General features: G+C 42.9%; 30 protein-coding genes and 1 pseudogene. 27 read left to right on the forward strand and 4 right to left on the reverse strand.

Annotation, left to right across the window (positions count from 1 at the left end):
- The 17 genes and pseudogenes from CKY02_RS05355 to CKY02_RS05430 form a co-directional block, all read left to right on the forward strand.
- Positions 1–215 (forward strand): annotated as a pseudogene (locus CKY02_RS05355) (IS1634 family transposase); the annotation flags it as partial.
- 823 nt (positions 216–1,038) lie between these two features.
- Positions 1,039–1,857, forward strand: a complete 819-nt coding sequence (locus CKY02_RS05360) for a helix-turn-helix transcriptional regulator (protein ID WP_112879028.1) — start codon at positions 1,039–1,041, stop codon at positions 1,855–1,857.
- Between the two features lie 114 nt (positions 1,858–1,971).
- Positions 1,972–2,805 (forward strand): T3SS regulon anti-activator ExsD domain-containing protein, encoded by an 834-nt coding sequence (locus tag CKY02_RS05365; RefSeq protein WP_112879027.1) that lies wholly within the window; start codon positions 1,972–1,974, stop codon positions 2,803–2,805.
- Positions 2,806–2,820: 15 nt separating this feature from the next.
- Positions 2,821–3,243, forward strand: coding sequence for a YscB family type III secretion system chaperone (locus tag CKY02_RS05370; RefSeq protein WP_112894502.1), 423 nt, complete (start codon positions 2,821–2,823; stop codon positions 3,241–3,243).
- A complete protein-coding gene (gene sctC, locus CKY02_RS05375; RefSeq protein WP_275658204.1) occupies positions 3,231–5,081 on the forward strand; it encodes a type III secretion system outer membrane ring subunit SctC in 1,851 nt (616 codons plus the stop codon). Before CKY02_RS05370 ends, sctC begins: the two co-directional genes overlap by 13 nt.
- Positions 5,078–6,346: a type III secretion system inner membrane ring subunit SctD gene (sctD, locus tag CKY02_RS05380; protein WP_112894503.1), complete on the forward strand. Its 1,269-nt coding sequence runs from the start codon at positions 5,078–5,080 to the stop codon at positions 6,344–6,346. Before sctC ends, sctD begins: the two co-directional genes overlap by 4 nt.
- Positions 6,343–6,582, forward strand: a complete 240-nt coding sequence (locus tag CKY02_RS05385) for an EscE/YscE/SsaE family type III secretion system needle protein co-chaperone (protein WP_112894504.1) — start codon at positions 6,343–6,345, stop codon at positions 6,580–6,582. The genes sctD and CKY02_RS05385 overlap by 4 nt, the downstream gene beginning before the upstream one ends.
- Positions 6,548–6,802 carry a type III secretion system needle filament subunit SctF gene (sctF, locus tag CKY02_RS05390; RefSeq protein WP_112894505.1) on the forward strand — a complete coding sequence of 85 codons (255 nt, stop codon included), beginning with the start codon at positions 6,548–6,550 and terminating at the stop codon, positions 6,800–6,802. The genes CKY02_RS05385 and sctF overlap by 35 nt, the downstream gene beginning before the upstream one ends.
- A 2-nt stretch (positions 6,803–6,804) precedes the next feature.
- Positions 6,805–7,158 carry a YscG family type III secretion system chaperone gene (locus tag CKY02_RS05395; protein ID WP_112894506.1) on the forward strand — a complete coding sequence of 118 codons (354 nt, stop codon included), beginning with the start codon at positions 6,805–6,807 and terminating at the stop codon, positions 7,156–7,158.
- Complete coding sequence (locus tag CKY02_RS05400) at positions 7,151–7,717, forward strand: YopR family T3SS polymerization control protein (RefSeq protein ID WP_112894507.1); 567 nt, start codon at positions 7,151–7,153, stop codon at positions 7,715–7,717. Before CKY02_RS05395 ends, CKY02_RS05400 begins: the two co-directional genes overlap by 8 nt.
- A 75-nt stretch (positions 7,718–7,792) precedes the next feature.
- Positions 7,793–8,131, forward strand: coding sequence for a type III secretion system inner rod subunit SctI (gene sctI / locus CKY02_RS05405; protein ID WP_112894508.1), 339 nt, complete (start codon positions 7,793–7,795; stop codon positions 8,129–8,131).
- Between the two features lie 6 nt (positions 8,132–8,137).
- Positions 8,138–8,875 (forward strand): type III secretion system inner membrane ring lipoprotein SctJ, encoded by a 738-nt coding sequence (gene sctJ / locus CKY02_RS05410; protein ID WP_275658147.1) that lies wholly within the window; start codon positions 8,138–8,140, stop codon positions 8,873–8,875.
- Positions 8,876–9,502, forward strand: coding sequence for a Yop proteins translocation protein K (locus tag CKY02_RS05415; protein ID WP_112894509.1), 627 nt, complete (start codon positions 8,876–8,878; stop codon positions 9,500–9,502).
- Entirely contained in the window at positions 9,481–10,098 is a 618-nt protein-coding gene (locus CKY02_RS05420) for an HrpE/YscL family type III secretion apparatus protein (protein WP_112894510.1), read from the forward strand. Before CKY02_RS05415 ends, CKY02_RS05420 begins: the two co-directional genes overlap by 22 nt.
- Before the next feature lie 156 nt (positions 10,099–10,254).
- Positions 10,255–10,452 (forward strand): hypothetical protein, encoded by a 198-nt coding sequence (locus CKY02_RS25560; RefSeq protein WP_240002006.1) that lies wholly within the window; start codon positions 10,255–10,257, stop codon positions 10,450–10,452.
- 44 nt (positions 10,453–10,496) lie between these two features.
- Positions 10,497–11,189 (forward strand): YopT-type cysteine protease domain-containing protein, encoded by a 693-nt coding sequence (locus CKY02_RS05425; RefSeq protein WP_240002007.1) that lies wholly within the window; start codon positions 10,497–10,499, stop codon positions 11,187–11,189.
- The gene (locus tag CKY02_RS05430; protein WP_112894511.1) at positions 11,186–11,578 is read left to right on the forward strand and encodes a CesT family type III secretion system chaperone; all 393 of its coding nucleotides are present in this window, start codon (positions 11,186–11,188) and stop codon (positions 11,576–11,578) included. Before CKY02_RS05425 ends, CKY02_RS05430 begins: the two co-directional genes overlap by 4 nt.
- A 233-nt stretch (positions 11,579–11,811) precedes the next feature.
- Here CKY02_RS05430 and cspE read toward each other — a convergent pair whose 3' ends face one another.
- On the reverse strand, positions 11,812–12,027 hold the full coding sequence (gene cspE / locus CKY02_RS05435; protein ID WP_112879015.1) for a transcription antiterminator/RNA stability regulator CspE: 216 nt from the start codon (positions 12,025–12,027) through the stop codon (positions 11,812–11,814).
- A gap of 1,007 nt (positions 12,028–13,034) precedes the next feature.
- On the opposite strand from cspE, the gene atoD reads away from it, so the two are divergent.
- The 3 genes from atoD (at position 13,035) to CKY02_RS05450 (ending at position 17,124) form a co-directional block, all read left to right on the forward strand.
- Positions 13,035–13,694: an acetate CoA-transferase subunit alpha gene (gene atoD, locus CKY02_RS05440; protein WP_112894512.1), complete on the forward strand. Its 660-nt coding sequence runs from the start codon at positions 13,035–13,037 to the stop codon at positions 13,692–13,694.
- A gap of 2 nt (positions 13,695–13,696) precedes the next feature.
- Entirely contained in the window at positions 13,697–14,347 is a 651-nt protein-coding gene (locus CKY02_RS05445) for a CoA transferase subunit B (protein WP_112894513.1), read from the forward strand.
- Between the two features lie 923 nt (positions 14,348–15,270).
- Positions 15,271–17,124, forward strand: a complete 1,854-nt coding sequence (locus tag CKY02_RS05450; protein ID WP_112894514.1) for a phage tail protein — start codon at positions 15,271–15,273, stop codon at positions 17,122–17,124.
- 68 nt (positions 17,125–17,192) lie between these two features.
- Here the strand turns inward: CKY02_RS05450 and cysS are convergent, their stop codons facing one another.
- Positions 17,193–18,578, reverse strand: coding sequence for a cysteine--tRNA ligase (cysS, locus tag CKY02_RS05455; protein WP_112894515.1), 1,386 nt, complete (start codon positions 18,576–18,578; stop codon positions 17,193–17,195).
- 267 nt (positions 18,579–18,845) lie between these two features.
- Between cysS and ppiB the strand changes: the two genes are divergently transcribed.
- From ppiB to CKY02_RS05480, 5 genes are all read left to right on the forward strand, one after another.
- Positions 18,846–19,340, forward strand: a complete 495-nt coding sequence (gene ppiB / locus CKY02_RS05460; RefSeq protein WP_112877985.1) for a peptidylprolyl isomerase B — start codon at positions 18,846–18,848, stop codon at positions 19,338–19,340.
- A gap of 10 nt (positions 19,341–19,350) precedes the next feature.
- A complete protein-coding gene (gene lpxH / locus CKY02_RS05465; protein ID WP_112894516.1) occupies positions 19,351–20,076 on the forward strand; it encodes a UDP-2,3-diacylglucosamine diphosphatase in 726 nt (241 codons plus the stop codon).
- A 148-nt stretch (positions 20,077–20,224) separates the two neighbouring features.
- The gene (gene purE / locus CKY02_RS05470) at positions 20,225–20,755 is read left to right on the forward strand and encodes a 5-(carboxyamino)imidazole ribonucleotide mutase (protein ID WP_112894517.1); all 531 of its coding nucleotides are present in this window, start codon (positions 20,225–20,227) and stop codon (positions 20,753–20,755) included.
- Positions 20,752–21,834 (forward strand): 5-(carboxyamino)imidazole ribonucleotide synthase, encoded by a 1,083-nt coding sequence (gene purK / locus CKY02_RS05475; protein WP_112894518.1) that lies wholly within the window; start codon positions 20,752–20,754, stop codon positions 21,832–21,834. Before purE ends, purK begins: the two co-directional genes overlap by 4 nt.
- A gap of 105 nt (positions 21,835–21,939) precedes the next feature.
- Positions 21,940–22,194 (forward strand): type II toxin-antitoxin system RelB/DinJ family antitoxin, encoded by a 255-nt coding sequence (locus tag CKY02_RS05480; RefSeq protein WP_112894519.1) that lies wholly within the window; start codon positions 21,940–21,942, stop codon positions 22,192–22,194.
- 104 nt (positions 22,195–22,298) lie between these two features.
- On the opposite strand, the gene CKY02_RS05485 is transcribed toward CKY02_RS05480, so the two are convergent.
- Positions 22,299–22,919 (reverse strand): riboflavin synthase subunit alpha, encoded by a 621-nt coding sequence (locus CKY02_RS05485; protein WP_112894520.1) that lies wholly within the window; start codon positions 22,917–22,919, stop codon positions 22,299–22,301.
- Between the two features lie 917 nt (positions 22,920–23,836).
- Between CKY02_RS05485 and CKY02_RS05490 the strand changes: the two genes are divergently transcribed.
- Entirely contained in the window at positions 23,837–24,724 is an 888-nt protein-coding gene (locus CKY02_RS05490; RefSeq protein WP_193493062.1) for an outer membrane protein OmpK, read from the forward strand.
- 55 nt (positions 24,725–24,779) lie between these two features.
- Positions 24,780–26,054, forward strand: a complete 1,275-nt coding sequence (locus CKY02_RS05495) for an MFS transporter (RefSeq protein WP_112894633.1) — start codon at positions 24,780–24,782, stop codon at positions 26,052–26,054.
- On the opposite strand, the gene CKY02_RS24360 is transcribed toward CKY02_RS05495, so the two are convergent.
- Complete coding sequence (locus tag CKY02_RS24360) at positions 26,043–26,219, reverse strand: hypothetical protein (RefSeq protein WP_162120697.1); 177 nt, start codon at positions 26,217–26,219, stop codon at positions 26,043–26,045. The genes CKY02_RS05495 and CKY02_RS24360 overlap by 12 nt on opposite strands.
- Between the last annotated feature and the right edge of the window lie 4 nt (positions 26,220–26,223).

Here is a 26,223-nt window from a genome sequence, read left to right on the forward strand (position 1 = left end):
ATAAAATTCGCCATGAATTGAAACAAAGTGTGCCGTTTTTCCCCGATATGAAGAACAAACCGACACAATCCCCCACCGCGCGTTGGGTGTTTCTGGCCTTTGAAGGGATCAGCACCTTTGAATTTCAAGAACATAAAATGGTGACAGGAATGCAATCTTACCACCATGAGCTTTTGAGTTTATTAGGCGTACAATATAAAGCGGTTTATTCCTGAATTAGGTGCGGAATGAAGGGTATATATTTGTTTCTTAAGCGTTACGCTTTAATCACATAATAACAACAAATTTAATATAAATAAAAATTACTGCTAATAACCTAACATTGCTTAAACAATATTATAATAAACAATCCAATTCAATTGGGTGGATTTTCTATTTTTATCGATGGATCAAATAGCTGAAACCAGATTGAATTTATTATTAAGTGATTTATATTACACGTAGCTATTTGGATTTCACTTTGCGCTGATTTCCACACCTGCTAATTCGTTAATATTACTCTAGCTATCATTCATTACAATTACTAACGTATTATGAATCACTAATAGATTTCCTGAATAAAAGGAGATAACTATCAATATCAGTCAAGACAAAAGACTCGGTTTATATACCCGTCATCTTTCAAGTTGCCTCTTTGTTGGCTGCACTCGCTCACCCAGGTCACATAGTTATCTATGCTCCCAAGGATTCACTCCCTTGCCGTCGCGATGCATCTTGAAATCCATAGGGTATAACTTTATAACTAAGGGTGCAAAATTTATAGGCAATCGTTATCGTGCAAAAAACTGACCCTTTTCACTCTTCGTTTATAAAACGTTTATAAAACGTGAGAATAATACAGTATCCGGACCAAAGAACATTATAGGCCCACTAGCAAAAATCATTTTAATTAAAAGATGCTATAGTTAACCATCAGGTTAAATACGTAAAATTATTTTTCACTGTCTATTCCAGGCAGCGAAACCAAAGAAAATATCTACTAATAATAATGTAATTTGTATTTTTAAAACATAACACCAACAGATCCAGGACAATAGAATGAACGGCATCACAACATCAGGGAAGGGAATGGATATCTCACTACTCCAGCGTAGCATGCCTGCCTTTAACGTTATAGAGCACCCCCAAGAAGGGATATATATCCTGCTCGAAGGTGAAATGACATGGCAGGACAGCACCAATACCTACGATATCTCCCACAATGAGCTGCTTTTTGTTCGTCGTGGCAGTTATGCAGCAAAAACGCGTAGCGATACTTGCAAACTACTCTGGTTGCCTCTGAGTACGACTTTCCTCCACGGGTTTCTGCAACGCTTTGGTACTCTGCTCAGTGAAGTCGAGCGGCACAACATGTCAACACCCGAATTAATTGCATTTACCTCATCCCCTTTGTTATCTCAAAGTATAAATGGGCTGGTCGATCTATTGGCTCATGATTATCCTACAGCGCTGGGTCAACTCAGAACAGAAGAACTGCTATTGTTATTAGCATTTGGAGAACAAGGTACTTTGCTCATGTCAGTATTACGACAATTGAGCAATCGCCAAGTGGAACGTTTACAGAGTTTTATGGAAAATCACTACCTTAAGGAGTGGAAACTCAGTGAATTCGCTAAAGAATTTGGTATGGGATTAACCACCTTCAAGGAGCTATTCCGTTCGGTATACGGAATATCACCACGCGCTTGGATCAGTGAACGCCGTATTCTTTATGCACATCAACTACTACTCAATAGCGAGATGAGTATTGTTAATATCTCGATGGAAGCAGGATTTTCCAGCCAATCCTACTTCACTCAAAGCTATCGGAGACGCTTTAATTGCACGCCCAGTCGAGCCAGGTATGGCAAAGAGTAACGATTGGCTAAAATAATCTGACGTTTTTTACAAGTTAACCGTTGGCCTGACAGATAAAATAAGGCCATCCCTAATTTAATCGACAAGAGTGACTAGCAGCAAGATGAGCATAGCATGAGCCAGCAAGACCATAATCAGACTCGAACCAGCATGTTTCTCGGCCGCAAGATCTCTGTCACGCAGTCGGGAATTCCACGCCGGGATCAATTACTCGGAAAATCATCGGCTATTCAGTATCAGAATAGAGACATTATCAATAGCCAACAGTTTATTTTATTACAACGTTTGCTACCCAGACATCTGCTGGAAAGCTTGATCAAGTCCGTCTGGTTTCGTAGACGGTTAAATTGCGGGCAAGCTTTGCGGCGTGATGACCTACAACAGCTCATTAGAGCGGCGGCGGAACCGGAATGTGACTGGAATAAGGTGCTGGGTGACCGCATAAACCTAGCTGACAGACATCTTTTACAGCACTGGGTATTACAGCCGCTATTTGACTGGTGGCTCCGTTTGTTGGAGCCAGAGATAGACTTCTGGTTCACTGAATTTGATCAGTTACAGATCCAAGAACGGCAACTGCGTGCTAAAGCGCATTTTTGGCAGCAAGCCGAAAGCGTCTCGTCTCAATGCCGGGAACAATATCATAAAGAGGTTACATCTTTGCAAGCAGCGCTTAATCAACGCAAGCAACTATTAGAAAAACGGCTGTTGACAACGGAAACCCAGGCTCGCGAAGCATGGCCCAACTGGTTTACTGGGCTAGATGCGCTCCAGACTGGCGGCGACCTAACCGCTTTTATGCCGGTTCCCGAAGCACTGTCATCCTGTTGGGCGTGGTTGACTACTTTAGAGCATGACACCGAGGAAGCTACTCACTTGAAAAAATGGCTTTGTGCCCATTTTCTGTGCCTGCCACAGGACAATTTTTACTGGCAATCGACGACCTAATTATTTAGAGGAAACATGCAAATTCTACTCAATCATTTGGCCAGTCACTTAGGCCAGAAGCCTTTTGTTTCCGATAGACAAGGGCATTACCATTTGCACATTGATAACTACAACCTGTTTTTTCGCCAACAGGGAACTGAACTTGTGTTATCCAGCCCGCTGAGCTGGCGCCATAACCCAAAAGATCCGTCAGGCGCTGAATTACTGAAAACACTATTGCAACAAGTTACGTGCTGGGGACGCCATGCTCCCCACGCACTGACCTTAGATGAATCAGAGAATCTTATTCTGGAAGCACGCCTTGACCTTGATAGTTTGGATATTCAAATACTGGAACAGATGCTAACTCTGCACATCGATCTACTGGAACAAATCATGGCTTTATTGTCGGAAACCCAATCCGCCCCTCAATGGAAACAGGCAATATGGCAACCATGAAACCATTCCAAAGGCTATGCCGTTCCCTACTGTTGTCGTTGAGTATCAGCGGTGTGATGCTCCCTTCTGCTTATAGCCAAGATCTGGATTGGTTTCCTGCGCCTTATAACTATCTGGCAAAAGGAGAAAGCTTGCGGGATGTACTGGTTAATTTCGGCGCCAACTATGAAGCATCAGTGGTTGTCAGCGACAAGGTGACCGATCAAGTTAACGGCCATTTTGAGCAGGACACTCCTCAGGAATTCCTGCAACATTTATCCTCTCTCTATAATCTGGTCTGGTACTACGACGGGAGTGTGCTTTATGTATTCAAAAACAGTGAAATACAATCGCGCTTGCTTAAACTTGAACGAACCAACGCAACGGAGTTACAGCAAGCCCTAAAACGTTCCGGTATTTGGGAGCCACGCTTTGGCTGGCGTCCTGATCCAGGCAACCAACTGGTTTACGTATCAGGCCCTCCTCGTTATCTTGAACTGGTTGATCAGACTACATCCGCACTGGAACAGCAGTCATTGCTGCGTAGCGAAAAAACGGGTGCCTTGACAGTGGAAATTTTCCCGCTCAAATACGCCTCAGTGGTCGATCGCAAGATCCAGTATCGTGATACCAGTATTGAGGCGCCGGGCATAGCCACCATTCTCTCCCGCCTGCTCAGTGATACCAATGTGACCGCTGTTACTGGTGAAGCATCTTCTTCTATGGGAGAAAGCTACTCAAGCCGTGCGGTCGTACAAGCAGAACCCTCCCTAAATGCCATCATTGTACGGGATAACCCGGAAAGGATGTCCATGTACGCCCATTTGATCAACGCACTGGATAAACCCTCCGCCCGGATTGAAGTTGCCCTTTCCATCGTCGACATCGACGCAAACAACCTTTCAGAACTGGGAGTTGACTGGCAAGTCGGAATCAACACCGGGCCTCGCCATATCATTGATATCACAACTTCTGCCAGGGAAAAAAGAGAGAGCAAAGAAAAAGGTGAAAACCTCGGTTCAGCCGCATTAGGGAGCCTGGTCGATCGCCGTGGCCTGGATTACCTGCTCGCCAAAATAACCTTGCTAGAGAGTAAAGGAAGCGCTCAGGTGATTTCCCGCCCAACGCTTTTAACGCAGGAGAATACACAAGCAGTCATTGACAACAATGAAACCTACTACGTGAAAGTTAATGGCGAACGGGTTGCCGAGCTTAAAAGCCTTACCTATGGCACTATGCTACGCATGATCCCCAGAGTCATCCAAGTAGGAGATTCTCCTGAAATCAGTTTAGACCTGCATATTGAGGATGGTAACCAGAAACCTAATAGCTCAGGACAGGATGGCATCCCGACTATCAGCCGAACCGTTGTCGATACCGTTGCCAGAGTTGGACATGGGCAAAGTCTGCTGATTGGTGGCATCTACCGCGACGAAATGAGTCAAATAACACGCAAGGTGCCATTTTTAGGCGATATCCCCTACCTGGGTGTCTTGTTTCGCAATACCAGTGAGCAAGTTCGGCGATCAGTACGGCTATTCATTATTGAGCCACGTCTGATTGATAGTGGGATAGCCCATTATCTGGCTCTTGGTAACGGACAAGATCTACGCCCTGGATTACTGGCAACACAGGATATCTCTAATCAGAGCTTATCGTTGGGTAAAGTTCTAGGGAGTGCACAGTGCCAACCATTATCCTCGGCTCGTCAAATACAAGAAACGCTACGGCAAGCGGGTAAAAGCTCGTTTTTAGACTCATGCCGAATGGGTAACACTTACGGATGGCGAGTCATTGAACAGCAATGTTCACTGAAAGAAACCTGGTGTGTTCGTGTACAAAATAAGGCGAATAGATGAGTTGGAAAATTCGCTTTTACCGCGGACTGAATAAAAGTATTGAGGTCAATTTAGCTGAGGGGCGTTTAGCCATCGGCTCAGACCCCCTACAGGCAGATATCGTTCTGGTGGATGAAGATGTTGCTCCTGTGCACCTGATCTTAGAAGTCGAACCAGACTCAATTCGCCTGTTGGAATGGGCCGGGGAAGTCGCACCAAGTCAGAATGGCGAACCGCTGTCACCGGGTGCGACATTGCAAGCGCTGGCCCGTCAGGAGGCTGGCCCGTTATTGTGGGCTTTTTGTGACCAACAACATATATTCCCAAACCAACTGGCTGAACCCGCGGTCACACCACAGCGTCCTGCCAGACAAAATCATAGTCGGGTAGCTGGTGGAATGTTGATACTTTGTCTGGTACTGGCACTTGGTTTCCTGGCGCTGCTTGGACATGAAGGATGGCAAAGAAGCAACATGTCCAACGGTATGGCCGAGCAAGAACTACGCCGTTTTCTCAGTAGTGATTCAGCCTATCGCCAGGTGAGAGTACAAATGATGCCCAATCACGGGCCGCCGTTGCTCAAAGGTTATGTGGCTCTCAACCACCAACGGCTGGCCCTGCAACAGTATCTCGATACCCACTCTCTCAGTTATCGGCTGGAGTTACGTACTATGGAAGAGTTACGTCAGGGGGTAGATTTCATTTTACAAAAATTAGGCTATGCCCAGATCCAAAGTAGCGATGGTAAACAACCCGGTTGGATCCGCCTTATAGGCGAAGTCACTGATACCAGCCAGCAATGGAACGATATCGAGTCACTACTCAAACGTGATGTTCCGGGTTTGCTTGGTATAGAAAACCAGACGCGGTTCACCGGTAACCACCTCAAGCGACTGGATATGTTATTAGCTAAACATGATTTACCTGACACGCTGACCTACAAGGATAAAAATGATCGTATCGAGTTCATAGGTCAACTGGATGAACACCAAACGCATAACTTCTACCGCTTACAACAGGTATTTAAGCAAGAGTTCGGCAACCAGCCGGCACTGGTATTACTGAATAATAAGCAGCTCACCCGCAATGATGAGCTCAATTTCGACGTCCGGGCCGTTTCTCTCGGACGTGTGCCCTATGTGGTACTCAAAAACAACCTGCGTTACCCGGTTGGAGCAACCACAGAAAACGGTTTAATCATCGAGGACATCCGTCAAGATGCGATTGTTATTACCAAGGGTAAGCAACAATTTATCGTCAAACTTAACAGGAGCCCAGCTTCATGATGACATCCCTGGAAGCACGACTGTTTGGTGCTGATCCCACTTATGTCAACGAAATGCAACATCGCCTTTCTCAGGCGCTGAACGATATCAAGCAACACCTGAGACGTGGCGGTTCCGTACAAGAATACCAACAATGGCAACTGGAGGCTGATGCCATCCAAGCCGCAATCACAATACTTAACACAACAGAAGGAGACCATCATGGCCCAAATTTTCACTTCCGCAACAACAGTTAATACCCTCGACAAGGTTGCTGATCAGTTAAAGACACAAGCTAACCAAGCCAACACAGACGTCAATGATGCAATCACCGAACTCAGCAAGGGTCCCGACAACCCAGCTCTGCTAGCTGATTTACAACACAAGATTAACAAATGGTCGGTCATCTACAACATTAACTCTACTGTCACCCGGTCCATGAAAGACCTGATGCAGGGAATATTACAGAAGATCTAATCATGACACGTTCACTCAAAGGACTACTGGCAGATATTGCTCTGGTTGGAAGCGGCCATCACTGCCATGACGAAGCCAATATTATTGCCGACTGGCTGATGTCAGACGAGGAAGGGCAAGAAGCCGCAAACCTGATTCGGCTCTCTTCTTTGACGAACCAAGGCAAATATCAACAGGCTCTGGATTTTGGCCGGGACCTTCCCTGGCCTAGTTTGGAACCTTGGTTAGCGTTGTGTGAATGGCGTCTGGGACTGGCATCAGCCCTAGAACAAAGACTGACGCGAATGGCTGGCAGTGACGATCCACAATTGCTCTCCTTCGTTGATGGCATGCGGGAACAACTGGCTCATGAATAGGATTGAAGGGCCATCCCATAACACCGTGCCGCAACCAACGGTACAGCCTTCGGTCAGCTCCAGGCACCAACTCAGCTTTGAGCAAACACTGGAAACCACGCCGGATCAGCAAATGCTGAAAGAGCGCCAACAACGCTGGCTACAGGGCGAATCGCTGGAAAACGTTTTAGGCGATTTTGATCCAGCAACACAGCGCCAAGTGACATGGCAGTGGTATCAAGCTTCAACATCTGATAAACAGCCCGCCCAACGTGCTCAGTTAGAAGACAAGCTGATCGCTCCGGTACAAGAGCGGCTATGGTCACAGTTTGGCGGCCTGACATTGCCCGTCAATCCGCCACTGGATATGCCAGAACTGAGAGCGATTGTTCGTGAATTCGCCCCTACGGGTCGACAACAGGAGACGGTTTTCCTCAAGGTACTTGGCAAGATTGAGACTATTCCGGGCAATGAGTACCTGAGTGACCTTATCCGGCAAGAGTTGAAAACACTGATCCCCCGTAACGGTATGGTGGATAACCTGATACGAAACTCACACAAACCTGATTTGGAAGAATAATGGATCAGCCACAACACAGTGAAACAGGGATAGACAACCTAAATAAACTCAACCTACCTCAAATTTGGAGGAATAATGGATCTACCACAGATAAGTGAGACACTGATAACCAGCCTGGATGAACTCAACACATCTCAGGCCAGTGCCGAAAATGTTGCGCATTTTGAACTTGCTATGTCCAATCAAGATCAGGGGATTGAAAGCAATCTGATCAATGAACTGGGTCAGCTCAGACAACAATTCACTCAGGCGAAACAGGAGCTGGAAGCACAGCTAGCAGTCCCTGGCAGTGATCCTAACAGCCTGATGCAAATGCAGTGGTCTCTAATGCGGATCACCCTGCAAGAAGAGCTGATTGCCAAAACGGTAGGACGACTCAATCAAAACATTGAAACCCTAATGAAAGCCCAGTGAGGAGCTGTGAAGAAACACTATATAATCTGCGTCATGCTCGCTGTCCTGATGCTAACTGGCTGTAAAATCGAACTCTACACCGGAGTTAGCCAAAAAGAAGGCAACGAAATGTTAGCCTTGCTCAGGGAAGCGGGCATTTCCTCTGATAAGCAGCCAGACAAAGATGGCAATATCAAGCTGTTAGTCGAAGAGTCTGATATCGCCCAAGCTGTTGAGGTACTCAAGCGTAAAGGATATCCACGGGAAAGCTTTTCCTCGTTACAAGATGTCTTCCCTAAAGACGGCCTTATCTCTTCACCAATAGAGGAGCGAGCACGGCTTAATTTCGCCAAAGCACAGGAGATTGCTCGAACACTTTCTGAGATCGATGGTGTACTGGTAGCACGGGTACATGTTGTTTTACCCGAGGAGCAAGACAGACTAGGTAAAAAACTATCGCCAGCCTCTTCCTCGGTGTTTATCAAGCACGCAGCGGATGTGCAACTCGACACTTACATTCCTCAGATCAAGCAACTGGTTAATAACAGCATTGAAGGGTTGAGTTATGATCGGATCAGTGTCGTATTAGTGCCCGCAGCGGGCGTGCGTCAGGTACCGCTGGCACCACGCTACTCCACGCTGTTCTCTATCCAAGTGACTGAAGAGTCACAGGGACGTCTGCTTGGAGTGTTGGTACTATTGTTAGCCTTATTATTTGTCAGTAATCTGGCGCAATTCCTGTGGCACCGAAGCAGGATGCAATAAATGGTAACCGCATTAACGCCTTATCAATTTCGGTTTTGCCCTGCCAGCTATATTCATTCTGACCATCTATTATCGGAATGGCTTGCAGTCTTATCTTCCCTACCTGAGTGGCGAAACTCTCCCAGGCTAAATGGGCTACTGCTGACCCAATTTGATCTACATGTGGATTATGAATTACCAACTGGATTGGGAAATATCGCCCTGTTAGAGCAATCGTGCTTAGAACAACTTCTTACCTGGCTAGGAGCTTTACTTCATGGGCAAGCTATTCGCCATTGTCTGATGGCGACAGAACTTCGCCACTTACATGACTCACTAGGAAAAGAGGGACATCGCTTCTGCTTAAATTATCTCGACATCATTATCGGCAACTGGCCGACTGGCTGGCAGCGCTCATTACCACCAGAAATTAATGCAAACTATTTTCGTACCAGTGCCTTACAGTTCTGGCTAACGGCGATGGAGCCTCCTCCTATTGATTTCGCTAAGCGCCTGAGCCTACGGCTTCCCGTTTATGAAAACCTCGCGGCCTGGCCTATCAGCCAGGCAGAACGACCGTTGGCACAAGCATTGTGTCTCAAATTGGCTAAGCAAGTGAACACAGAATGTTACCATTTATTAAAATAACGACAGAGCATCTTCAACTGTCTCCTGAACTCCAGATACTGCGTAAAGCGGACTATCAGACCTGCCTCAGTGCCAAATCTCTGCTTGAGGCTGCCCGGCTTCAGGCACAAGAAATTGAACATGACGCGCAGGCAGTGTATGAGCAACAAAAAGAGTTAGGTTGGCAAGCAGGCATTGATGCTGCCCGCGCAGAACAAGCTAACCTGATTCATCAAACCCAGTTGCAATGCCAACAATATTACCGGCAGGTGGAACAACAGATGAGCAATGTAGTATTGCAGGCTGTACGTAAAATCCTAAAGAATTATGACCAAGTTTCCCTCACCTTACAGATAGTTCGTGAGGCCCTGTCATTAGTCAGTAACCAGAAACAGGTTATCCTGCGCGTTAATCCTGAACAGGCCGCCACAGTTCGCGAACAAATATCACGGGTACACAAAGATTTCCCTGAAATCGGCTACTTAGAGATCACTGCTGATGAGCGTCTCGATCAAGGGGGCTGTATTTTAGAAACAGAAGTCGGGATCATTGATGCCAGTTTGGATAGCCAATTAGAAGCACTGATGTCAGCCATCAATAACCAATGGCAAAGTTGACGATGCCATCACGCCTCAAAGAGATAACCGGTTTTCGACGGAAAGTGAAAATTTCTTCTGCCGTTATTAATATTCTCTATTTCGACAAAACATTATGATTCACTCTACCTAATATCCAAGCGTATATCTCAAAAAAAACCACTTAAGGAGTGACCATTGTCTCCCATTTCAGGTATTAATCACCAAAGAATATTTCCTACCCAACAGCTCGATACCACAGCCGTTAATCAGCCACAGGGTGAACTATCAGGCAAATCCCTGAAAGTCTCTTCACCCAGACCAGGGTTGTTAGAGCGCCTCTCAGCGGCGATTCAACGCAATCTACCGGGCCACTCCATGCTCGATCGCCACTGACCACCGATGGCAAGAAGAATCAAGAGAGCCGCTTCTCGTTCAGCATGATAAAGGACCGAATTGTCCACTTTGCGGTAAGCACCACGTTAGGGAGTGTTCGAAATTCTGCAAGTAAGCACGGCGGCGAAATCACCTTCAAGTTCGCCCAGACCAAGGGGACCTTTCTGGATCAAATCATGAAACATAGTGACACCTCCGGCGGGGTTTGTGAATCCATATCAGCTCATTGGATAAGCGCTCATGCCAAAGGGGAAAGTGTCTTCGATCAGCTCTACGTAGGCGGCCAGAAAGGTCAATTCCATATCGACTCTCTGGTTTCCATCAAACAGTTACAGATGGATGGCATGGACCCCTATGCCGAACAAAGTCAAATAACGGAATCCTGGCTTAGTGAGAACGGCGTCCAACCACGAAGCCAGCTTGATACAAACGGCGAAACTGGCAGCAAAGGCACAAAAGATCTATTAAACGCTATCCTGGATACAGGTGATAAGGGATCAGGCTACAAGAAGATCAGCTTTGAAGGGCAGATGGCTGGACACACTGTAGCCGCCTATGTCGATGACCAGAAGGGTGTTACCTTCTTCGATCCTAACTTCGGCGAGTTCAACTTCCCGGATAAAACCTCATTCTCCAACTGGTTCTCTCAAGATTTCTGGTCCAAATCCATGTACAACAAGGAAATCGGGCTGGGACAAAATTTCTACGTTTCCAACTTCGAGCCTAAAACACGATGACACACGATTATCACCAGCTTATAGAAGCGCTGTTCTCTAAACTCGGAGTGCCCGAGCCCCCTACCGACGATGGTATCTACACTTTAGAAGTCGATGGACGTTTTCAGGTATTGATTGTCTGTTATCATGACAACTGGCTACAGTTGTTCTGCGAATTAGGGCCCGAAGTCAGTCATGCCAACAATCTTTTTGGGCAACATTGGCCGGCTCATGTCCAAGGTGATTTGGATGGACAAGCCATTTTGTGGTCACAACGCCCCTTGGTCGAAGTAGACGTAACTGAACTACAAGCTTGGTTAGAACGCTTTATTGATGATATTGAGCAACGCCTGACACCTAACACAACCCAACAGCCTAAAAATCTGCCGCCTTCCTTGATGCGGGTTTGATCGCTAAATACAAACCACTTCCGGGATATAAGTTCAATGGGAGCTTCAATATTTGCTCCTCTTTAAACTGCCAAGGCGAAATAATCAAACAAAGAGTTAAACAAAATACTGTTACCGCCATGCAAAAAAACCGCAATTAAGCGGTTTTTTACTGATTAACAACTTTAACTACTCAGGATATCACCTTCATCGCTATCGTAAAGTCGCTAATAGATTTAAGCAGTCAAATTAAATCAAGATAATACGATAACATTTGCTGCGGATGGGCCTTTAGCACCACTCTCAACAGAGAATGAAACTTCCTGACCTTCTTCCAGTGTTTTGAAATTATTACTCTGAATTGCAGAATAATGGACAAAAACATCTTTACTCCCATCTTTTGGGGAAATAAAGCCAAAACCTTTATCGTTGTTAAACCATTTTACTGAGCCAGTCATTGCATTAGACATAGAATTTTCCTTTAATTTTATTAAGTTGCCATAAGGCGTTATGAGGTCTGTTTTTCAGTTTTACTTATGGATACTAATTATAAGGAATTCGCAATGAAGTGGTATCGGGGATAACGCTAAATGGTGAACTGCTTTAACTTTCTTTTCATAAATAGGTCTGTACTTCCAAACCAGTGACGCTATTAAATCACATTGATTGGTCATTAGCAAATTTTAATTTCATTTATTTTTTTCTATTGGTGTTCTCCTTTATCCTAAATTTCGACTTTATCCATATTGCATGGCTTTATCATAGCCATAACTAACTGAATTATAAAAATACAATGCTCCGTAAAAATTTCATCGCTAATTAATGGAACGGTGGTAGAAACCGGGGACCAGATGAAATGTTTTGATTTTAGTTATGGAAAAGATACCTGCAACGGTAATCCGATTGGCACTATCACTATCTCTCTCAGAAATCCTAATTTACGATTATCTTAAAAAATAGATTAAAGGTGCGGCCTTAATATACAATGCCGTATCTCTCGGTATTAACCAGATCATCCCTACACCTATAAGGCTAAAGTGAATCAAACCCATTAGAAACCCCTCACACTTACCCATTTTCCCCCATTCGGCAACGCTTTCTATACTCCCAATCACCGCCTTTCCTCCTCACCCTGAGCGACGAGGTTTCTCGGAGGCTAATTGATGAAGCAAGAAGTCAATTAACGACACCGTGCCTCATCCGACATTCATTACTAACGAGATTCTCATTATCGGGTAATCACCTGTTTGTCATTCAAGAAATGGCGAAACAAAACGTGCACACCTGTGCAAGATTTTGCACGCCGCTTATTTATTGTTCGTATAAACCTGAACACACTTTCCTCAACCCGATAAGTAGAATTAATTAAATTTCAGTTAATTATAAAATATTCTTATTTAAATCCTGTGGTTGGCATACCTATTGCTAAACTTAAAGATAAGCGCTTATATCCATATATCATATATAGGGAATTAATATGAAAAATAAACTCATTAGTATACAACAAGTTATGGCACATTTTTATGACGGTATGACCATTATGGTTGGCGGTTTCATGGGCATAGGCACACCTCCCCGCTTAATCACCACATTACTGAACTCCGGTATCAAAGATCTGACCATCATTGCTAACGATACTGGCCGTATCGACGCCGGCATAGGCCCCCTTGTGGTTAATAACAGAGTGAAAAAAGTCATTACCTCACATATTGGCACTAATCCGGAAACCGGACGCAAAATGCTTGCTGGAGAAATAGAAGTGGAACTGGTTCCTTTGGGAACGTTGATCGAACGTATTCGCTGCGGCGGAGCCGGTCTGGGCGGATTCCTAACCCCAACCGGGGTAGGTACTGTTGTAGAAGAGGGAAAACAAAAAATCACCCTCAATGGAACAGACTATTTATTGGAACTCCCGCTACGTGCCGATCTCGCGTTGATTCAAGCTCATCTTGCCGATCATCATGGCAACCTCACCTACCAACTCAGTGCCCGAAATTTTAACCCAGTAATCGCCCTAGCGGCAGATATTACACTTGCCGAGCCGAGTGAACTGGTTGAAGTCGGTGAAATCGCACCAGACTGCGTGATAACACCTGGCGCATTGATCGACTACATCGTTTATCCAGGAGAAAATTAATAATGAATGCTCAACAAGTTATTGCCCACCGTGCTGCTCTCGAACTACAAGACGGCGATGTTGTTAATCTTGGCATCGGTATTCCCACGCAAGTCCCGAACTATCTGCCTGATCACATTCATATTACTCTCCAATCAGAAAACGGCATACTGGGCCTTGGACCTATTACAGAAATAGATCCCAATCTGGTCAATGCTGGCGGAAACCCCTGTGGCATCTTGCCCGGCGCTGCCATATTTGACAGTGCCCTCTCTTTTGCCCTTATTCGAGGCGGTCACGTCAATGCCTGTATTCTGGGGGGGCTGCAAGTTGACCAGCATGCCAACCTAGCCAGTTGGATGATACCGGGGAAAATGGTCCTTGGTATGGGAGGGGCAATGGATCTTGTCACCGGTGCACGTAAAGTCATCATTGCAATGAAACATTGCACCAAAGACGGTTCAGCAAAAATCCTCAAGCAGTGTACTCTGCCACTTACCGCCATCAATAAAGTCAGCATGATTGTCACTGAATTAGGTGTCTTCTGCTTTGAACAGGGTCAGTTAATCCTGAAAGAACATGCGCCAAATGTCACATTAGAGACTCTACGAGAAAAAACTGAAGCAGAATTTAGCATCGCACATGACCTCAAAGTCATGCCTGTACCGATATAGGAGAAATGAGCATAATTAGCAGAATCATTAACTGGTTTTATCAGTACTATCCTACCGTCCCACCAACCTAGACGGTTCAGATGTGAGGCAATGGCTGCTGAAATCTGCTAATTATTATCATTACTCATATTCTTCCCGCCAACTCATCATCATTATCAATAATCACATCAAGAAATTTGAAGATATTGGAATTACTGTAATTAAAACAAATAGCCACTCAAATATTAATAAAATGAAGTAATAATCCTTCAAGAACTGTCTCTTTATTCTAGATAAAGCATAGAATAATTATAATAAATACTCATTGAATTCTCATAAATTTGTATAGGCATTTTTATAAGAAGAATCTTAGCATTCTTATTTAACGAAACAGTTAACATATAATTGTAGTCACGTCAGCCCATTTAATATAGACGCATTCATGTAATCACATAATTTTTATAGTTTTTTCAATTATCACTGTAACTCTAATTCTTGGTAATATGAAGTTATAGAAATAGGCATAAAACAGAGTTTCATGATATAGAAAACATATTATTCATAACAAACTCAATATATTTTCTATTACTAAATAACCACGTCAAATAGTAGACTACTTAATAGAACTCAATCTATTTTGAACAATTTTGTCAATCGCTAAAAATAAAAAAATATACCGTACGTCTGACAGCCACCGCAGGAGGAAATATAAGTATAAATTTCACACATTAAATACAAATAGCTTTGATATATTTCCAGCTATAAAATGTTTAATTTTTTATTTCCGCCAATTACACAAAAATAGTTAACCTCATAAGATATAAGAATATTCCATTATTCTCATTCCTTACTAGACTATGATCGGCATGAGTTGGTAGGAATCATTTTTACAATAATTCAATATGTTAATTATAAAATAATATTATTTAATTTGAGGAAAGTATATGAGTCCCAAGAATGATTTTAAAGCTTTTTCTATTAGTAATAATGCTAACGTAGTAAGCCAGGAAGGGTATGAAACAAGCTCGGCTTTAAAGACTGGATTTCCACCAGAGAATATTACCACTCATTTACTCAACAAGGTATTGCGTCAATCTTCAACAATATCGTCTACAATAGCTAATTTTATCGCGACACAATATGGCAATGATGTTCTGGACGATGGGGATATAGTCAAACTCACTACTCAGTTAAATAAAGCCTTAGAAAAAAAGATTGCGACAGAAGTTCCAAGTGCTTCACTAACTCAGAAAGGAATTGTTCAACTCACAGATAAAACAGGCAACAGCAATTCACTTGCCGTCACTCAGAAACTTGTTTCTGATGTAAATGATAATGCTAACAACAGATTAGCAAAAAACCAAAATGGCGCAGACATTCTTGATAAAAACGCGTTTGTGAAAAATCTCGGCTTAGCAGAAACCGGCAATTTAGCTAAAAATGCGGTACCGAATAGTAGAAAAATTAATGGAAAAGCGTTAACCGGGGATATCAGTCTGAACGCTGGAGATGTGGGGGCATTTAAGCTTGGATTAACAGGAAACAACACTGTTAGTAATCAAGTCCCCTGGAATGCAAACACAGGATTATATGATTTACTGAATCCTGGAATAGATTCTTCGCATGTCGCTCATTTCAATAATGGCGTTGGAAGCTGCCCAGCTTTTCAATTGAAAGTGCTGTACAAAAACCGGGGAATTGCTTATCGCTCTGCCCGTGATAATTTTGGCTTTGAGGAAGATTGGACTGATATTTATACAACAAAAAATAAACCAACGGCAGCGGATGTGGGGGCATTTAAGCTCGGATTAACAGAAAGATACACTGTTAATAATCAGGTCCCTTGGAACGCAAACACAGGGTTATATGATTTGCTGAATCCTGGAATAGATTCTTCGCATATTGCTCATTTCAATAATGGCATTGGAAGCTGCCCCGCTTTTCAGTTGAAAGTGCTGTACAAAAACCGGGGAATTGCTTATCGCTCTGCCCGTGATAATTATGGTTTTGAGGAAGATTGGACTGATATTTATACAACAAAAAATAAACCAACGGCAGCGGATGTTGGGGCATATGCAAAATCCGAGGGATCTGAATTTATCCAAGCAAAACATATTAATCCAGCGAATATAAGTGATTTTACCGCATGGATAAAATCACTGCCGCTGGGCGGTCATGCACTTAGATTTGGAGAGAATCATGGTGGCATTGGATATCCGTGGTCATGCGGCTATGTAACAAGAATGTATGACACATGGGCGGGATTTGTCGCGCATTATGACCATGCAGATATTAGCTTTATCCATGGAAATGATGGGGGAGGAAATACAAAAGTTAGCCAACTTCGGACAGACAAAAATACACACTTCGACACTAACGGCATTCTCAGAGCATCCAGCCCAGTTGTAGATATTCATCCAGACGGAGCTTACGAGTTAACCAGCGAAGCTGAGGGAGTGACGGTTAAGCGTATAGATACAGGGAAATATCGTATCAGCGGCTGCAACGGTTTTGCCAAAGATGGCGCATGGGGAATTCACGGTGGAACTATCATCCCGGCAGACAGCAACGGGTTAAATCTTATTTGGGTGCGTGAATCGGTAGACACAACCAGCGGCGATATAACCATCGAATGTTACCATCGTCAAAATAAAGACGCTCCTGAATTTGCTCAAAATAAGCGTGTCAAAAGCGTAACTGCCACAGGAGAAATCGTTTATTACCATGATGCTGAGCCATGCGATATTCCAGACGGAAGAGTAATTAATATTCGTGTACAACTACCTGAGAAATCATAATAATGTAATCAGGATCAGGCTCCCTAAAAGGGAGCCTTAATTATCAAAGCAATTGTACTCTATCAGGCTTACTTACGACGCCAGCTTGTCCCTTGCGGCCCATCTTCCAGTTCAATGCCCATCTCATTTAACTGATTACGAGCAGAATCTGCCAGCGGCCAATCTTTATTTTTACGGGCATCATTACGCTGCTTAATCAGTGCTTCAATTTTCGCAATCTCTTCATCATCAGCCTGAATACCACGGTGCAGGAATTGTTCTGGCTGTTGTTGCAACAAACCTAAAATACCCGCCAGCTTGCGTAATTCAGCCGCTAAGCCATTCGCTGCATCCATATCTTCTGATTTTAAACGGTTGATTTCACGTACTATATCAAACAGTACCGAATAAGCCTCTGGCGTATTGAAATCATCATTCATTGCGTCAATGAAACGCGCCTCAAATACTTCGCCACCGGCCGGCTGTACAGAAGCATCTGTACCTCGCAGAGCTGTATAAAATCGTTCAAGTGCGGTACGAGCTTGCTTTAAGTTATCTTCTGTATAGTTAAGTTGACTGCGGTAATGGCCTGACAACAAGAAATAACGCACTGTCTCTGCATCGTAATATTCCAATACGTCACGGATAGTAAAGAAGTTGTTCAGCGATTTGGACATCTTCTCTTTATCTACCATCACCATCCCTGAATGCATCCAGTAATTCACATACGGACCATCATGGGCACAAGTAGATTGCGCAATTTCGTTTTCATGATGCGGAAACATCAGATCAGCGCCACCACCATGAATATCAAAATGATTACCTAGCTGTTTACTGTTCATGGCAGAACATTCAATATGCCAACCCGGACGGCCCGCTCCCCACGGCGATTCCCAACTTGGTTCCCCAGGCTTGGACATTTTCCACAATACGAAATCCATCGGGTTACGCTTAACATCAGCCACTTCCACTCGCGCCCCTGCTTGTAACTGGCTGAGATCTTGGCGGGAAAGCAATCCGTAATCCTGATCACTCTCGACAGAAAACATAACATCGCCATTATCTGCGACATAAGCATGATCACGTTTTATCAACGATTCAGTCAGCGCAATAATCTCCTGGATATGCCGGGTCGCACGAGGCTCCAGATCAGGGCGTAAGATATTCAGCGCATCAAAATCTTTATACATTTCTGCCAACATACGGCCAGTCAGATCATCACAACTTTCACTGTTTTCCGCCGCCCGTTTGATGATTTTGTCATCAACATCGGTCACATTGCGGACATAAGTTAAATCGTATCCCAGATAGCGCAGATAACGAGCAACCACATCAAAAGAAACAAAGGTTCTGCCATGACCAATATGGCACAGGTCATAAATCGTGATACCACACACGTACATCCCTACTTTCCCTGGATGAATTGGTTTAAATTCTTCTTTCTGACGGCTGAGGGTATTGAAAATTTTTAGCATCGAGATTTTCCGTAAATTCACTGTACGTGTGTTAAAAATAACGAATTGATAATCCTGGATTTATGTCCTTATCTCATCAATAAATGCTCGATATGGCATAATCCAATAGGATATTGAAACCTGATATTAAGCGCTTTGCAAGGTTAGCGATCAATATAGTCTACTGAAACTAATAGGTACTGACTCATTATGGTAGATGTGATATAAAAGCCGCCTGGTCCAAATGCCCTAACCGGGTTAATCAAAACTATTATTAGGATTTCAATTATGGTGACTTTCCATACCAATTTTGGCGATATTGTAATTAATACTTTCGCTGATAAAGCTCCTGTAACTGTTGAGAATTTCTTGAACTACTGCCGCAATAGCTTCTACGATAATACTATTTTCCACCGTGTTATTAACGGTTTCATGATTCAGGGTGGTGGATTTGAACCTGGTATGAAACAAAAGCCGACTGATGCAGCTATCAAAAACGAAGCCAATAACGGTCTGAAAAATAACCGTGGTACTTTGGCAATGGCCCGTACTAACGATCCACACTCAGCAACTGCACAATTCTTCATTAACGTGGTTGATAATGATTTCCTGAACTTCCGATCTGAGCGCCCTGATGGCTGGGGTTACTGCGTCTTTGCCGAAGTGGTCGAAGGTATGGATGTTGTTGATAAAATCAAAAGCGTTTCTACCGGTCGCAGCGGTATGCACCAAGATGTACCACTCGAAGATGTTATCATCGAAAAAGTGACTATCAGCGAATAACTCACTGAATATGTGCACACTTTTTATTGCGGATTTACATCTCAGCGAACATGAACCGGCAATCACTGCCGGTTTTCTGCGTTTCTTGCGTGAGGACGCCATTCAGGCAGATAGCCTCTATATTCTCGGCGATCTGTTCGATTACTGGATCGGCGATGATAACAACAACAACCCTCTCCACCGTGAAATCGCTAGCGCATTAAAAACTGTGCAACAACAAGGTGTTACCTGTTACTTTATTCACGGCAACCGTGACTTTCTACTCGGTTCGCGCTTTGCTAAAGAGAGTGGCATTATCTTGCTCCCACAGGAAAAAGTACTGGAACTGTACGGTAAACGAGTGCTTATTCTGCACGGCGATACCTTGTGTACTGATGACGAAGGTTATCAACGATATCGTAAGCGGGTTCATACCCCGTGGGTCCAACGTCTATTTCTACTGCTACCTCTGTCTATCCGTCAAAAAATTGCCGTAAAAATGCGAGCAAACAGCCAATCGGTCAACAGCAGAAAATCCGAAGCCATTATGGATGTAAACCAGCAAGCTGTTATTGACACTTTTGAGCGGTATCAAGCTGACTGGATGATTCACGGACACACCCACCGCCCTTTTGTACATGAAGTTCCTCTGCATGATAAAACCGTTCACCGTGGTGTACTTGGCGCATGGCATCATCAGGGATCGATGTTCAAAATAACGGATAAATCAATCGATCTTATCTCTTTCCCATTCTGATTAACCGAGAACACCCGATATACAGGTGTCACAACAAAAGTATAAAGTAACGCAATCGTTTTCCTTAGCTTGTGAGCATGATATGATCCGCGGCCTTAAAGCGTTATTTTCATTCTGGTGGACGTTAAAACACAGGAGCATTTGATTTATGATTGCCCAGCCTGATTTAGCAGGAATAACTCAACACAATGCCAAAATCGCCATTGTTATGGGTTCTAAAAGCGATTGGACGACTATGCAGCACGCGGCTGATATTCTCACTTCTCTTAATGTACCTTTTCATGTTGAAATTGTTTCTGCTCATCGTACACCCGATAAACTATTCAGTTTTGCCGAGCAAGCTGAACAAAATGGTTTTGATGTCATTATCGCTGGCGCCGGTGGCGCTGCTCATTTACCCGGCATGCTGGCGGCCAAAACGCTGGTACCGGTTCTCGGCGTACCCGTACAAAGCGCTGCACTGAATGGAGTAGATAGCCTCTACTCTATCGTACAGATGCCAAAAGGGATTCCTGTCGGCACGCTTGCGATTGGAAAAGCCGGCGCGGCAAACGCAGCCCTACTGGCCGCACAGATTCTGGCGCGTCATGATAAAAATTTACTGAAACGCCTTAGCCATTGGCGTGAAACACAAACTCAGGATGTACTCGATAATCCCGATCCACGGGAGGAAGCATGAAGCCAGTTTGTATATTAGGCAATGGTCAGCTCGGCCGCATGTTACGTCAAGCTGGTGAGCCTTTAGGTATCACGGTTTATCCTGTTGGCCTCGATGCGGAACCCGAAGCGGTTCCTTATCAGAATAGCGTTATTACCGCTGAAATTGAGCGCTGGCCGGAAACAGCGCTTACCCAAGAACTTGCCCGCCATAAGGCTTTCGCTAATCGAGATATCTTTCCCCGTCTGGCCGACCGTCTGCCGCAAAAACAGTTAATGGATAGCCTTGGTCTGGCAACGGCTCCGTGGCAATTACTCTCCGAGGCCAACCAATGGCCGCAATTATTCTCTGAACTCGGTAATTTCGTTATCGTTAAGCGCCGCATGGGTGGTTATGATGGCCGCGGGCAATGGCGTATTCGTCCCGGCGATGAAACAGCATTACCCGCCGATATTTATGGTGAATGTATTGCTGAACAAGCCATTCCTTTCTCCGGCGAAGTTTCACTGGTAGGTGCCCGCAATAAAAATGGCGATTGTGTGTTCTATCCCTTAACGCACAATTTGCATCAAGATGGCATTCTCCGTGCCAGTATTGTCTCTCCTCAGGAAAATGACCATTTACAGCATTATCATTTACAACAACAGGCCGAGAGTATGTTGTCAGCTATTATGCACGAGCTGAAATATATCGGCGTGATGGCGATGGAATGTTTTATTGTCGGTGACAATTTACTGATCAACGAACTCGCACCACGCGTTCACAACAGCGGTCACTGGACTCAGAACGGCGCATCTATCAGCCAATTTGAATTACATCTTCGCGCTATTCTGGATTTGCCCATGCCTCGACCAGAAGTCACTGCACCGTCAGTTATGATCAATTTGATTGGTACAGATATCAATACACAATGGCTCAGTTTGCCCTTGGTACATTTACATTGGTATGAGAAAGAAGTCCGTCCTGCACGTAAAGTGGGTCATCTTAATCTTTCTCACTTTGATAAAAATGAATTAAAAGATACATTGCAGAAACTTGTTCCCATGCTGCCCCCTGAATATCAGAGTGGCCTTGAATGGGCACAGGAAAAATTAATTTAACTAACGCCTAACACTAACGTTGTTTATTTATCGATCTTGTTATCTTGATTTGTATCCACAATAGTCCCACAGTAAGGATACAAATTAAGAGACAAAGAGGTACATATGAATACGGCTATATTAAAAGTTCGTGTTTCTGGAAAACTGAAAAATGCGATGGCACAAGCCGCCCGGGATAATAATTTGAATATGTCTAGCTTTGTCCGTCTGGTATTAACTAGAGCAACAAAAGAACACCATGTTCCTAATGCCACAACGCAGGCAGCGATCCATGAGCTGGAAAGTGGTGGCGGTACAAGTGTAGGTACCATAGATGAATTTTGGGACAAAATAATAGATGACAAACGTCCATCAAAATAATCAAACGTTTGTCATTTAATGGCCTGGGATTAATTGTGGAAGCGGAAGTAAATAATTTACCGCCCCACATTCCAGCTTATTTATATTACTTCAAACTTCAATTATCATATTGATCTATTAGCACTCATCGATCTGGATATTGTGTCCACAATCGTTCTCGTTGTTTGATCTATTTCATAATTAAGTAATTCACCAACTTTAATATTACTAAGATTGGTAGCCCTTAACGTTTCTGGAATTAAATTCAATTCTATGGTTTTGTTTTCTTCATTTATACCATTTATTGTCAAGCTACAACCATGTAACCCAATAAAACCTTTATGGAAAAAATATCTGATATTATCGCCAGGAATATTAATAACCAATCGATAAGTTTCACCAGTTTTAATAAAATTAACGACTTCTGCCACACCTTCAATATGCCCATATAGACTATGACCGCCATTTTCTTTATTCATTTGATGTGATCTTTCAATATTAACTTCATCCCCCACATTTAAAAACTTTAATGTGGTCACATCAGCCGTAAAATCTGATATATCAAACCAGACGATATCGTTCTCAAATTGGGTGACAGTCAGGCAAGTACCATTAATCGCAACACTGGCCCCCACAGAAACATCATCAAAGAAATGGTTATTATTACTGACGGTTAATGTACTAAACCCGTCTTTTTTATCAAGAGATAATACGCTTTCTTTGCCTTGCACAATTCCAGTATACATAATCACCCTCTTTTATTCATATTTAAGTAGAAACACCCTTGTTACATTAAGAGAATTTATGGTTTATACGAATATGTCTAATAAAAACTCATTAGCTCTATTAACCATATTTTCCTACCCCATATTTACAAAATATCTTTTATATACTTGATTTAAATCAAAATTTTAATAACACATTTAAAAGCCAATAAACTACTTTACCCTATTGTTTTTAATTATATCAAGCTTTTTGTGGAATGGATGATTTTTTACTATTAAATTGATAATTATCAAACATGAGTAAAAATAGAGTCGAAAATTATTTTTCTAACTTATGGAAACACTTTACCTTGAATATTTATCATTTAATTAAAAGCATATCATAATAAAACCACCAGCCAAAGAACTATAATTTACAACATTTCATTTACAATCTCTTTTTTATTAAACACAAATCAAACCAGTTATCATTTTAAACATCTATTATGTTTTTATTCCATGAAAAATACTTTAATTTATGTTTTAAAATCAAAGAAATAATTATTTAAATTCACAAATTATTTTGATGATACAAAAACAGACCCAATTTATTATTTTTATTTCTCATGGCTATTTCTCATTAAAAACTCAGATTAATTAAGGTAAATAAATTATAGATTTAAGTTAACTAAAATATAATTACACAAATATTTTCACAAAACCATTAATTAACAATATTTTTCCCAATTCTCAACACCAAGTTGAATAAACAACCTATCGCTAATTAAATAATCAATACATTACTAACACTGAAAAATGACTAAGGTTAGAATAATCTTATTTTTCTATACTATTCAACATTCATCAACAAAACCAAATATCCCTTTGACAAAACCTCTCCATTAGATCAATGCTATTACCATTAATTAGTCTGACAACATACGAAAAGGGAAACCCTCGTGTTATTTACCTGGAAAGCCCACGATACTAAAAACCGCCTACAGTTTTTTTCCGCCTTATGGTCCTCGTTTCCATCTTCTTACGCTATTTATCAAACAACAGCTTGGTATTGGATCAACACCAGATTAAAGAAAAGCGGATTACCTGCAATACTATTATTGCTACCGGCAATCAATCAAGCTCAGGCCAGTCATTTTGTTAATTTTCAATCGATTGATACCAGCCTTTATATACAATTTGAAAATCGAGTCGATCCCCAAAAAACCATTTCACCGATTTTAGAGGCTTTCGGCGACTACAGTGTTGGCGATATGTACGTCTATAGTATTTGGCAAAATTCACTGCAAGGTGATTACCAAGGTGATAAAAGCACCTACTATTATAAATTTGTCCCCAGAGTGAGCTTGAGTAAAGTCACTGGTAATGACATCTCTTTTGGGCCGGTAAAAGATATTCTGTTCGCTCAATGGATTGCCAAAACCAAGGGGATAGATTACGACTATTTCCCCGGTATCAGTATTGACTGGCAAGCTAGCTGGATTAGCTGGCTACGTACAATTTTTTATTTTGAGAATAATGCCAAAGGAAGCTGGAATGATCAGCGAATTCATATCGATTACGGCATTCCCTTCAATAATAGCTTAGGGGATTTCCGGGTTGTCGGGACTTTTGACTATACCTTAGGTTTACATGGGCAATCTGAAACTATCGATTTCAAACCAGAATTACATTACGATTTGGGAAAGCTCCTTGGTCATCAACCCGGTCATTTATGGACTGGCATTGTCCTGAACCCAATAAAAAATAAATACAAAATAAGAGATACCCCTTATTATCGAACGGATCAATTTAGTTATGGGGTCTTTATTCGATATAGTTTTTTCTGATATCGGAATAAAATATCAGAAATTTTCTGATGGCCTTTATCCTGATGGAGTCAAGATGCCCACTCAACATGACCAGTTCGGACGTACTTATCAGTGGCTCCTACTGATACTTTTGGGTTTGATTTACTTTCTGGTCACCGCAACCACATTTACTTCGCTAGGCGTTGTATTACCTAGCATGATCAAGGAATTACACTGGAGTTGGACGGATGCCGGTTTGGGGTTCACTTTACTGGGCTTGTCATGTGGGCTGTCCAGTTACCTTCCAGCGATGTTTATTCGTCGTACAGGCGTCCGCGCTACCTTAATTATCGGTACGCTTACCTTTATCACCAGTTTTTATATCCTCTATAACACCCACAGTATCGCGGCCTATTTTACCGGTACCACCCTACTAGGGATCGGCTTTAGTCTTATGGCAACGGTTCCCGGTACTTATGTCATTAGCCGACTTTTTAAAAAGCAGTCGTTGGCTTTTGGTATCTATTTCACTATCGGGGGATTAGGGGGCGTGGTCGGTCCGTGGATCTATTTCCTGGCAACAGTATTTTGGGAAAACTGGCGTATGCACTGGGCAATTTCCGGGATATCACTCACCTTGATCAGCTTATTAACCATTTTATTTATGCGCGAAGGTAAAAAGGAAAACGCCCACGCTGAAAGAATTAGCAAAAATCAACAAGACCAGCTCCCCTCCAATATCTATCGCACCAAGGAAATATGGAATGTCCGGCAAGCACTGCACACCTGGCAATTTTATGCCATTGCAGCCGCTTATACTGCTTTTTTACTGTGTGGGATAACCGTTAATAGTTTTGCGGTCGCCCATATTACTGAAAACGGATTCAGCGAATCTGTTGCTGCTTCCTCACTCAGTATTTTGGCTTTTATCAACGCATTCTCACGATTTGCAGGAGGCGCGGTTGGTGAATGGTTCGATCCCAAAAAAATGCTTATCGGCAGTCTGTCGATAATTATCTGTGGTCTTATCGCACTCAGTGCCACCACCTCATGGACATTTTTAATCTTGTTCACGTTGTGTATTGGCATCGGTTATGGCATGACTTTTCTGGCATCCAGTATATTGCTGTTCAATTATTTTGGGCGCACGCCTTATCTGGAACTGTTCTCGGTGATGAATCTGATCTCCACTATCGCCTGTATCGCCCCTTTTCTGGTGGGCGCAATTAAGGATTATTCAGGTAGTTTTACACCGGCATTTCTCATTATCGCCATACCGGTACTAACTATTTTGATTGTCACATTCATGATGCAACCACCTTCACAAATCGTGAAGAAATGTTCTGATGACAACACATTACTTAACTGAATTTAACAATAAAATGAACCTATACCCGTCATCTTTCAAGTTGCCTCTTTGTTGGCTGCACTCGCTCACCCCGGTCACATCGTTACCTATGCTCCCGGGGATTCTCTCCCTTGCCGTCGCGATGCATCTTGAAATCCATAGGGTATATAAGATATTCCTTACCACAGAC

It is taken from the genome of Photorhabdus bodei, assembly GCF_003287735.1.
In the GTDB taxonomy this organism is placed as follows: Bacteria; Pseudomonadota; Gammaproteobacteria; order Enterobacterales; family Enterobacteriaceae; genus Photorhabdus; species Photorhabdus kayaii.

What these genes read in the sequence shown, in the direction of transcription:
- purE (WP_112894517.1), top strand. Translation starts at nt 20,225, where the DNA reads ATGATTGCCCAGCCTGATTTAGCAGGAATAACTCAACACAATGCCAAA.
- sctD (WP_112894503.1), top strand. Translation starts at nt 5,078, where the DNA reads ATGAGTTGGAAAATTCGCTTTTACCGCGGACTGAATAAAAGTATTGAG.
- cspE (WP_112879015.1), bottom strand. Translation starts at nt 12,027, where the DNA reads ATGTCTAATGCAATGACTGGCTCAGTAAAATGGTTTAACAACGATAAA.
- CKY02_RS05370 (WP_112894502.1), top strand. Translation starts at nt 2,821, where the DNA reads ATGCAAATTCTACTCAATCATTTGGCCAGTCACTTAGGCCAGAAGCCT.
- CKY02_RS05395 (WP_112894506.1), top strand. Translation starts at nt 6,805, where the DNA reads ATGACACGTTCACTCAAAGGACTACTGGCAGATATTGCTCTGGTTGGA.
- CKY02_RS05385 (WP_112894504.1), top strand. Translation starts at nt 6,343, where the DNA reads ATGATGACATCCCTGGAAGCACGACTGTTTGGTGCTGATCCCACTTAT.
- CKY02_RS05450 (WP_112894514.1), top strand. Translation starts at nt 15,271, where the DNA reads ATGAGTCCCAAGAATGATTTTAAAGCTTTTTCTATTAGTAATAATGCT.
- CKY02_RS05430 (WP_112894511.1), top strand. Translation starts at nt 11,186, where the DNA reads ATGACACACGATTATCACCAGCTTATAGAAGCGCTGTTCTCTAAACTC.
- ppiB (WP_112877985.1), top strand. Translation starts at nt 18,846, where the DNA reads ATGGTGACTTTCCATACCAATTTTGGCGATATTGTAATTAATACTTTC.
- CKY02_RS05485 (WP_112894520.1), bottom strand. Translation starts at nt 22,919, where the DNA reads ATGTATACTGGAATTGTGCAAGGCAAAGAAAGCGTATTATCTCTTGAT.
- purK (WP_112894518.1), top strand. Translation starts at nt 20,752, where the DNA reads ATGAAGCCAGTTTGTATATTAGGCAATGGTCAGCTCGGCCGCATGTTA.
- atoD (WP_112894512.1), top strand. Translation starts at nt 13,035, where the DNA reads ATGAAAAATAAACTCATTAGTATACAACAAGTTATGGCACATTTTTAT.
- lpxH (WP_112894516.1), top strand. Translation starts at nt 19,351, where the DNA reads ATGTGCACACTTTTTATTGCGGATTTACATCTCAGCGAACATGAACCG.
- CKY02_RS05425 (WP_240002007.1), top strand. Translation starts at nt 10,497, where the DNA reads ATGATAAAGGACCGAATTGTCCACTTTGCGGTAAGCACCACGTTAGGG.
- CKY02_RS05400 (WP_112894507.1), top strand. Translation starts at nt 7,151, where the DNA reads ATGAATAGGATTGAAGGGCCATCCCATAACACCGTGCCGCAACCAACG.
- CKY02_RS05495 (WP_112894633.1), top strand. Translation starts at nt 24,780, where the DNA reads ATGCCCACTCAACATGACCAGTTCGGACGTACTTATCAGTGGCTCCTA.
- sctI (WP_112894508.1), top strand. Translation starts at nt 7,793, where the DNA reads ATGGATCTACCACAGATAAGTGAGACACTGATAACCAGCCTGGATGAA.
- CKY02_RS05445 (WP_112894513.1), top strand. Translation starts at nt 13,697, where the DNA reads ATGAATGCTCAACAAGTTATTGCCCACCGTGCTGCTCTCGAACTACAA.
- CKY02_RS05415 (WP_112894509.1), top strand. Translation starts at nt 8,876, where the DNA reads ATGGTAACCGCATTAACGCCTTATCAATTTCGGTTTTGCCCTGCCAGC.
- CKY02_RS05480 (WP_112894519.1), top strand. Translation starts at nt 21,940, where the DNA reads ATGAATACGGCTATATTAAAAGTTCGTGTTTCTGGAAAACTGAAAAAT.
- CKY02_RS05420 (WP_112894510.1), top strand. Translation starts at nt 9,481, where the DNA reads ATGTTACCATTTATTAAAATAACGACAGAGCATCTTCAACTGTCTCCT.
- sctF (WP_112894505.1), top strand. Translation starts at nt 6,548, where the DNA reads ATGGCCCAAATTTTCACTTCCGCAACAACAGTTAATACCCTCGACAAG.
- cysS (WP_112894515.1), bottom strand. Translation starts at nt 18,578, where the DNA reads ATGCTAAAAATTTTCAATACCCTCAGCCGTCAGAAAGAAGAATTTAAA.
- CKY02_RS05360 (WP_112879028.1), top strand. Translation starts at nt 1,039, where the DNA reads ATGAACGGCATCACAACATCAGGGAAGGGAATGGATATCTCACTACTC.
- CKY02_RS05365 (WP_112879027.1), top strand. Translation starts at nt 1,972, where the DNA reads ATGAGCCAGCAAGACCATAATCAGACTCGAACCAGCATGTTTCTCGGC.
- sctC (WP_275658204.1), top strand. Translation starts at nt 3,231, where the DNA reads ATGGCAACCATGAAACCATTCCAAAGGCTATGCCGTTCCCTACTGTTG.